Here is a 7,039-nt window from a genome sequence, read left to right on the forward strand (position 1 = left end):
TACAGCTCAGCTAAGGTAAGGCTAATACAGCTAAGGACTCCACTGAACCCCACCGATTAAATCGCACCTTCCTTAAGTCTTTTTTCCCAAAGCCGAAGCTGTTCTTTCTCTCGGCCTTTATTTGGGCACTGATCGCTGTGGTTTTCTGGCAGGCAGGTGGGCAGGCCTGGATAATGCGCCTGGCTGACGTTTCTGAAGACGTTCCCATCAGCGCAGCACGTTTCTGGTCGTTGAACTTCCTGCTGTTTTATGCCTACTACGCCCTGTGTGTCGGTCTCTTCGCACTCTTCTGGTTTGTCTACGCGCCGCATCGCTGGCAACGTTGGTCCATTCTGGGCACAGCGTTAATCATTTTCGTGACCTGGTTTCTGGTGGAAATCAACGTCGCGATTAACGCCTGGTACGCGCCATTCTACGATCTGATTCAGAAAGCCCTGAGCGCACCGAATACCGTCAGTATTGGCCAGCTCTACAGCGAAATTGGCGTGTTCTTATGGATAGCCCTGATTGCGGTGACTGTTGCGGTACTGAACAGCTTCTTTGTCAGCCATTATGTCTTTCGCTGGCGTACGGCGATGAACGAATTCTATATGGAGCACTGGGAAAAATTACGCCATATCGAAGGTGCGGCGCAGCGTGTTCAGGAAGACACCATGCGTTTTGCCTCAACGCTGGAAGACATGGGCGTGAGCTTTATCAACGCCATTATGACGCTGATTGCATTTTTACCGGTGCTGGTGGCGCTATCGCCACACGTACAGGAACTGCCGCTGGTGGGCCATCTGCCTTATGGCCTGGTGATTGCGTCCATCACCTGGGCACTGCTGGGGACTTTCTTACTGGCTTTTGTCGGGATCAAGCTTCCGGGGCTGGAGTTCAAAAACCAGCGCGTGGAAGCGGCATATCGTAAAGAGCTGGTGTATGGCGAAGATGACGTCAACCGCGCTAAACCGCATACCGTGAAAGAGCTGTTTTCTGCCGTGCGTCGTAACTATTTCCGCCTTTATTTCCACTACATGTATTTCAACATTGCCCGCATTTTGTACCTGCAGGTGGATGTGGTGTTCGGTTTGGTCGTACTTTTCCCGACCATTGCTGCCGGGGCCATTACCTTCGGCCTGATGCGCCAAATCACAAACGTGTTTGAACAGGTGCGCAGTTCGTTCCAGTATCTGATAGCCTCCTGGACCACGCTGGTGGAGCTGATGTCCATCTATAAACGTTTGCGGAGTTTTGAAAGTGAGCTGAACAATCAGCCTGCATCGCAAATGACCAATACATTCAGTTAATGCAAGGAACGATATGCCTGTTTGCGCGCCGCGTGTTATCGCGACCACAATGACATTGCTGGCGGGAATGATTCTCGCCGGTTGTACCACGCCAAAAAGCACCACCTCCGCAAAAGAAGAAGAGGCGAAAGGGGCTGAGGCGGAAAAGCCCCGTGATGTGGCGAGCGTGGTCAGAGAAAAAATGCCGGCCAGCGTGAAAGACCGGGACGCGTGGGCGCAGGATATCGCTACCACGTTCTCCAGTCAGTCGATTGCGCCAACGATGGAAAACATCTGCTCGGTGCTGGCGGTCGCACAGCAGGAGTCTAACTATCAGGCCGATCCGGTGGTACCCGGGCTGAATAAGATTGCCTGGAAAGAAATCGACCGTCGTGCGGCCCGTATGCATATTCCTCTCGCGCTGGTGCATACCGCGCTGAAAATTGAATCACCCAATGGCAAAAGCTATAGCGAGCGTCTGGATAAAGTCAGAACCGAAAAACAGCTGAGTGAAATTTTCGACGACTTTATCAGCGTTGTGCCGATGGGCCAGAAGCTGTTTGGTTCCTACAACCCGGTGCACACCGGCGGGCCGATGCAAATCAGCGTCGCGTTTGCCGAGAAGCACACCAATGGCTACCCATGGAAAATGGAAGGCACGGTGAGACAAGAGGTCTTTACCCGTCGCGGCGGCCTGTGGTTTGGCACCTATCACTTGCTCAACTACCCGGCGAATTACACGGCACCCATTTACCGTTTCGCTGATTTCAATGCCGGACTTTATGCCAGCCGTAATGCGGCATTCCAGAACGCGATAAGCAAGGCGACCGGCGTCAAACTGGCGCTGGATGGCGATCTGATTCAGTACGGCAGTAGCGACGCGGGATCCACAGAACTGGCGGTCAGAAAACTGGGTGCGAAGTTGGGGATGAGTGACAGAGATATCCGTCGCCAGCTGCAAACCGGCGACAGCATTGCGCTGGAGAAAACGGCGCTGTACCAGAACGTTTATCGTCTGGCAGAACAGAAAACCGGGAAGGCGTTACCGCGAGAAATGCTGCCGGGGATCCAACTGGAAAGCCCGAAGATCACGCGCAACCTCACAACTGCCTGGTTTGCGAAGCGCGTCGACGATCGTCGGGCACAGTGTATGATGAAAAACTAACGATGGCGTCGCCAGCGTAATATCAGAGCAACCACACCCAGAAGTGCGCTGCCAATCAGGAACGGCACCAGACCAAAAATGGTGCCGACGCCGAGTCCCATCTCGACGTGTGGCCGGCTGGCGTCTTGCATTTGCATCAAATGTTCAAAGACCCCAGGCGCGTGTACCAGTAAGTTCAGCAACTGCGCGCCCGCCCAAAAGCAGAGCAGCACAAACACAGCATAGGCGATATTACCAGGCGTAGAGGCGTCGCGAGTTTTTTTACCCGTAAAGGGTTTCGACAGGGTAAAGTCAGCCATAAAGACCTCCGCTACGATTAATTACTTTGGCTCCAGGCCAGTGATTCGATGTAATTTTGGCAGGTCGATTAAATTGTCAACATCGGAATGGTGATAATTTCGTACCGGGAATGATTCCGGATGTGTAATTTTTGTACGCGCTCACGTTTCTGTAACATTCTGGTTACTGAATTTACATTTCAGAATTTCCGCATGCGCCACAGACGCATTCGGTCAAATATGCGAGGATGCCGTTTTTATTGCCGGAGTTGTCATGAAGCTGCCTTCAAAAATACGCCGTGACTGGCACTACTATGCGTTTGCAATTGGTTTAATCTTTATTCTGAATGGCGTTGTAGGTCTGCTGGGATTTGAAACCAAAGGCTGGCAAAACTATGCAGTCGGGCTGGTGACCTGGGTGATCAGTTTCTGGCTTGCTGGATTTATTATTCGCCGCCGCCCCGAAGAGAACGAAGAAGCGGCGAATGAGGAAGAAAAAACGCAGGATTAACCGTTCATCGAACTTTTCAGCGCGCTGTCAGCTTGATGGCGCGCCAGAGCCAGCTCAATCAAACGAGTGATCAGATCGGTATAACCAATCCCACTCGCCTGCCACAATTTCGGATACATACTGATATTGGTGAAGCCGGGCAACGTGTTGATCTCATTGATGATTACCTCATTGTCCGGCGTCAGGAACACGTCTACACGCGCCATTCCGGCGCAGCCCAGCGTTTGGTAAGCCTGCACGGCGATAGCGCGAATGCGATCGTTCACGTCTGGCGCAATGGCCGCCGGAACAACGACTTGTGCACCGTTATCGTCAATGTATTTGGTGTCGTACGCGTAAAACTCGCTGTTAAGTACGATTTCGCCACAGGTACTGGCCTGCGGATCGTCATTGCCCAGCACCGCACATTCGATCTCGCGCCCGGTAATGCCGGTTTCGACCACCACTTTATGGTCAAATTCGAATGCCAGGCTGACGGCCGCATGGTACTGCGCTTCGCTGGTGACTTTGCTAACGCCAACGGATGAGCCCTGATTAGCCGGCTTCACAAACAGCGGTAGCCCGAGCTTCGCCTGCATCTCGGCGAAAGTCATGCGATCGCGATTACTGCGGGTTAAGGTAACGAACGGGGCTATGGCAAGACCGGCATCGCGGAGCAGGCGTTTGGTGACGTCTTTATCCATACAGGCGGCGGAGCCGAGCACGTCTGAGCCGACGAACGGCAGATTGGCCATCCGCAGCAGGCCCTGCAGCGTGCCGTCTTCGCCCTGCGTGCCGTGGACAATCGGGAAAATCACATCCACTTGCGGGAAGGGTTTTGCATCACTGGCGTTCATCAGTTGCTGTGACGGTTGCCCCGGCACCAGTGCCACGCTGCTTTCAGAGGGATTAAGGGCAATACGTGCCGGATCGCTGGCATTTTGCAGATAATTATTCGCGTCGTTGATGTGCCACTGACCCTGTTTATCGATCCCCAGCAGTACAACATCGAAACGCGATTTATCCATTGCATCGACGATATTTTTCGCCGATTGCAGCGACACTTCATGTTCAGCCGACTTGCCGCCAAACACGACCCCTACCCGCAGTTTTGCCATCTCAACTTTCACTCACATGAATCAGAAAGCACATACCATATCACTTCTGCCATACTGTTTTGCAGTGATTAATGGAGGGGATGTGTGAAAGGGAAAGGCGTCATCGCGTTGTTTATTTTCCTGGGGGGACTGGCGGTAGGCTGGCGCTATTTGCCCGCGCATTATAACCCCTTCGCGCCGTTGCAGCTCAGTGACCCGCCGGGCCGCATTACCCAGTTTAAATTGCGTCGTCTCGATCCCGGGCAGTGCGCTGATTTACTGGCGCAGGCAAACCAGCAACAGCTTATTTCTTCCACACCCATTGCCGATACGCGTGGCGAGTGCCCGCTGAGCAATGTCGTGCGGGTGCGCGATTTTGGTCCGGTTAAGCTCAGCAGCAGCTTTCTTGCCAGCTGCCCGCTGGCACTCAGTTCGGCCCTGTTTGTTGAACAGCAGGCCCGGCCGCTGACTCAGCAATTTATGGGCAGTGCGCTTACGCGCATCGATCATCTGGGAAGCTATGCCTGTCGCAATATCTATAATCGACCGGATGCCCGGCTCAGCGAGCACGCCACCGCCGAGGCGCTCGATATCAGCGGTTTTCGCCTGGCAAACGGTGAACTGGTGACCGTTCTGCGCGGCTGGCCGCGCGATGAGACGCAGCCCTGGCTACGGGCAATGTTAAGCGGGGCTTGTGGATATTATGGCAACGGGCTTGGGCCGGAATATAACGCGGCACATGCCAACCATTTTCATCTGGGAATGCGCGGATTTGGATTGTGCCGCTAAAGCATAAATCACCGAAATAATTGTGGATTAAAATTATGCCTGTTGCCTGTGGCAAAACAGAGAAGATAAAACACCAAAATATGCTTAATCGCACCTCTGGTGAGTATTCTTACTACTGTTCTTGTTACCCTGTGTCTAATTTGCCAAAGACTGAATAATAATTGCTGTTTATGGAATCCTGGAAAGTTAATCTTATTTCCGTATGGTTCGGCTGTTTTTTCACCGGTCTTGCCATCAGTCAAATTTTGCCGTTCTTACCTTTATATGTCTCCCAACTGGGGGTCACTTCTCATGAAGCCCTGTCGATGTGGTCCGGGTTGACGTTCAGCGTCACCTTTATGGTCTCCGCGATCGTGTCGCCGCTCTGGGGCAGCCTTGCCGACAGGAAAGGGCGAAAGCTGATGCTGCTGCGCGCGTCACTGGGGATGGCCATCGCCATTTTACTGCAGGCATTTGCCACCAACGTCTGGCAACTGCTGATTCTGCGCGGTGTGATGGGGCTGACCTCGGGGTATATTCCTAACGCGATGGCACTGGTGGCTTCACAGGCTCCGCGTGAACGCAGCGGTTGGGCGCTCAGCACGCTTTCCACCGCGCAAATCAGTGGGGTTATCGGCGGGCCGCTGATGGGCGGTTTTCTGGCTGACCACTTCGGTTTGCGAACGGTCTTTTTAATTACCGCGACGCTGCTGATCGTCAGTTTTCTGGTCACGCTGTTTCTCATTAAAGAAGGGGCGCGGCCTAAGGTCAGTAAGGCGCAGCGGCTCAGTGGTAAAGCGGTATTCTCCACGCTGCCTTATCCGGGGCTGGTGATAAGCCTCTTTCTGACCACCCTTGTCATACAATTATGTAATGGCTCTATCGGGCCCATACTCGCGCTGTTTATCCAGTCCATGTCGCCTGACAGCAGCAATATTGCGTTCCTCAGTGGGATGATTGCCGCCGTGCCGGGCGTGTCTGCGCTTATCTCCGCGCCGCGTCTGGGGAAACTTGGTGACCGTATTGGCACCTCCCGTATTCTGATGGCCACCTTAGTCTGCGCCGTGGTGCTGTTCTTTGCGATGTCGTTTGTTACCTCGCCGCTGCAACTGGGGATTTTGCGTTTTATGCTTGGCTTTGCCGATGGTGCAATGCTGCCTGCCGTACAAACGCTGCTGCTTAAATATTCCAGCGACCAGGTAACCGGGCGTATTTTTGGTTATAACCAATCGTTTATGTATCTGGGCAATGTGGTGGGGCCGTTGATGGGCGCATCCGTCTCGGCGATGGCCGGGTTCCGCTGGGTATTTGTGGCCACAGCGCTGGTCGTCTTATGCAATATCTGGCAACTGGCGCTGGCATTTCGTAAAGCGCGACGCTGATCTAATATCCAGACCGGAAGCTTCTGGCAGCGGTCTGGATATAAATTTTATTTATATAAAAGGATATATTCTCTTACCACCCGCCTCGTTTTAACTCATTAATAAATTTGCCTTAAGTGCGTAGAAACGTTTCGTTGCCTAATTTTTGATATAACGTCTATACACAGCGCAAAATTTCGAGAAAAATAATAGATGCATCCACTTTGCAACAACAAAACAGAGTGCTAACGTCATCGAATATCACATAAGGAAATAGCGCTATGAAAAATCTCATTGCAGAGCTGTTGGTAAAACTTGCAGAAAAGGAAGAGGAATCCAAAGAGCTGGTTGCGCAGGTGGAAGCGCTGGAAATCGTTGTTACTGCACTTTTGCGCCAGATGGCGCAGCCTGAGCAGCAGGCACTTATCCAAAGTATCGAAGGCGCGATGGATGATGTCCATCCGGAGACTGACGTTTCGGATCACGATACGGAGTTGCTGCAACAGTACATAAAAAAGCTTTTAAGGCACCCGCGCAGCTAGATAGTGTCGTCACGAGGATAAAAATCATTGATAATAGGGCCTTCTAATCAGAAGGCCCTATTATCATGAC

The 7,039-nt window shown here is 52.6% G+C and carries 7 protein-coding genes and 1 pseudogene; 6 read left to right on the forward strand and 2 right to left on the reverse strand.

Annotated elements, in window-relative coordinates; translation table 11 throughout:
• Positions 1-74: 74 nt before the first annotated feature.
• Positions 75-1,289: pseudogene (gene sbmA, locus ACSZPU_RS21675) on the forward strand (peptide antibiotic transporter SbmA); the annotation flags it as partial.
• Positions 1,290-1,302: 13 nt separating this feature from the next.
• Positions 1,303-2,433 carry a DUF1615 domain-containing protein gene (locus tag ACSZPU_RS21680; RefSeq protein WP_499003024.1) on the forward strand — a complete coding sequence of 377 codons (1,131 nt, stop codon included), beginning with the start codon at positions 1,303-1,305 and terminating at the stop codon, positions 2,431-2,433.
• Here ACSZPU_RS21680 and ACSZPU_RS21685 read toward each other — a convergent pair.
• Complete coding sequence (locus tag ACSZPU_RS21685) at positions 2,430-2,732, reverse strand: YaiY family protein (protein ID WP_499003026.1); 303 nt, start codon at positions 2,730-2,732, stop codon at positions 2,430-2,432. The two genes, ACSZPU_RS21680 and ACSZPU_RS21685, sit on opposite strands and share 4 nt — an antisense overlap.
• A gap of 253 nt (positions 2,733-2,985) precedes the next feature.
• On the opposite strand from ACSZPU_RS21685, the gene ACSZPU_RS21690 reads away from it, so the two are divergent.
• On the forward strand, positions 2,986-3,222 hold the full coding sequence (locus ACSZPU_RS21690) for a DUF2754 family protein (RefSeq protein WP_047371635.1): 237 nt from the start codon (positions 2,986-2,988) through the stop codon (positions 3,220-3,222).
• On the opposite strand, the gene ddlA is transcribed toward ACSZPU_RS21690, so the two are convergent.
• Positions 3,219-4,319, reverse strand: a complete 1,101-nt coding sequence (ddlA, locus tag ACSZPU_RS21695; protein WP_499003028.1) for a D-alanine--D-alanine ligase — start codon at positions 4,317-4,319, stop codon at positions 3,219-3,221. The two genes, ACSZPU_RS21690 and ddlA, sit on opposite strands and share 4 nt — an antisense overlap.
• Positions 4,320-4,403: 84 nt before the next feature.
• Between ddlA and ACSZPU_RS21700 the strand changes: the two genes are divergently transcribed.
• The 3 genes from ACSZPU_RS21700 (at position 4,404) to iraP (ending at position 6,969) form a co-directional block, all read left to right on the forward strand.
• Positions 4,404-5,087, forward strand: coding sequence for an extensin-like domain-containing protein (locus tag ACSZPU_RS21700; RefSeq protein ID WP_499003030.1), 684 nt, complete (start codon positions 4,404-4,406; stop codon positions 5,085-5,087).
• 170 nt (positions 5,088-5,257) lie between these two features.
• Positions 5,258-6,448 (forward strand): multidrug efflux MFS transporter, encoded by a 1,191-nt coding sequence (locus ACSZPU_RS21705; protein WP_499003032.1) that lies wholly within the window; start codon positions 5,258-5,260, stop codon positions 6,446-6,448.
• A gap of 260 nt (positions 6,449-6,708) precedes the next feature.
• Positions 6,709-6,969: an anti-adapter protein IraP gene (gene iraP / locus ACSZPU_RS21710; RefSeq protein WP_499003034.1), complete on the forward strand. Its 261-nt coding sequence runs from the start codon at positions 6,709-6,711 to the stop codon at positions 6,967-6,969.
• The last annotated feature ends 70 nt before the right edge of the window (positions 6,970-7,039 follow it).

Origin of the sequence: Phytobacter sp. V69, assembly GCF_965644215.1 — a bacterium.
In the GTDB taxonomy this organism is placed as follows: Bacteria; Pseudomonadota; Gammaproteobacteria; order Enterobacterales; family Enterobacteriaceae; genus Phytobacter.

Bases quoted from the DNA above. Each gene is read 5' to 3' on its own strand.
- ACSZPU_RS21680 (WP_499003024.1), top strand. From the start codon at position 1,303: ATGCCTGTTTGCGCGCCGCGTGTTATCGCGACCACAATGACATTGCTG.
- ACSZPU_RS21685 (WP_499003026.1), bottom strand. From the start codon at position 2,732: ATGGCTGACTTTACCCTGTCGAAACCCTTTACGGGTAAAAAAACTCGC.
- ACSZPU_RS21690 (WP_047371635.1), top strand. From the start codon at position 2,986: ATGAAGCTGCCTTCAAAAATACGCCGTGACTGGCACTACTATGCGTTT.
- ddlA (WP_499003028.1), bottom strand. From the start codon at position 4,319: ATGGCAAAACTGCGGGTAGGGGTCGTGTTTGGCGGCAAGTCGGCTGAA.
- ACSZPU_RS21705 (WP_499003032.1), top strand. From the start codon at position 5,258: ATGGAATCCTGGAAAGTTAATCTTATTTCCGTATGGTTCGGCTGTTTT.
- iraP (WP_499003034.1), top strand. From the start codon at position 6,709: ATGAAAAATCTCATTGCAGAGCTGTTGGTAAAACTTGCAGAAAAGGAA.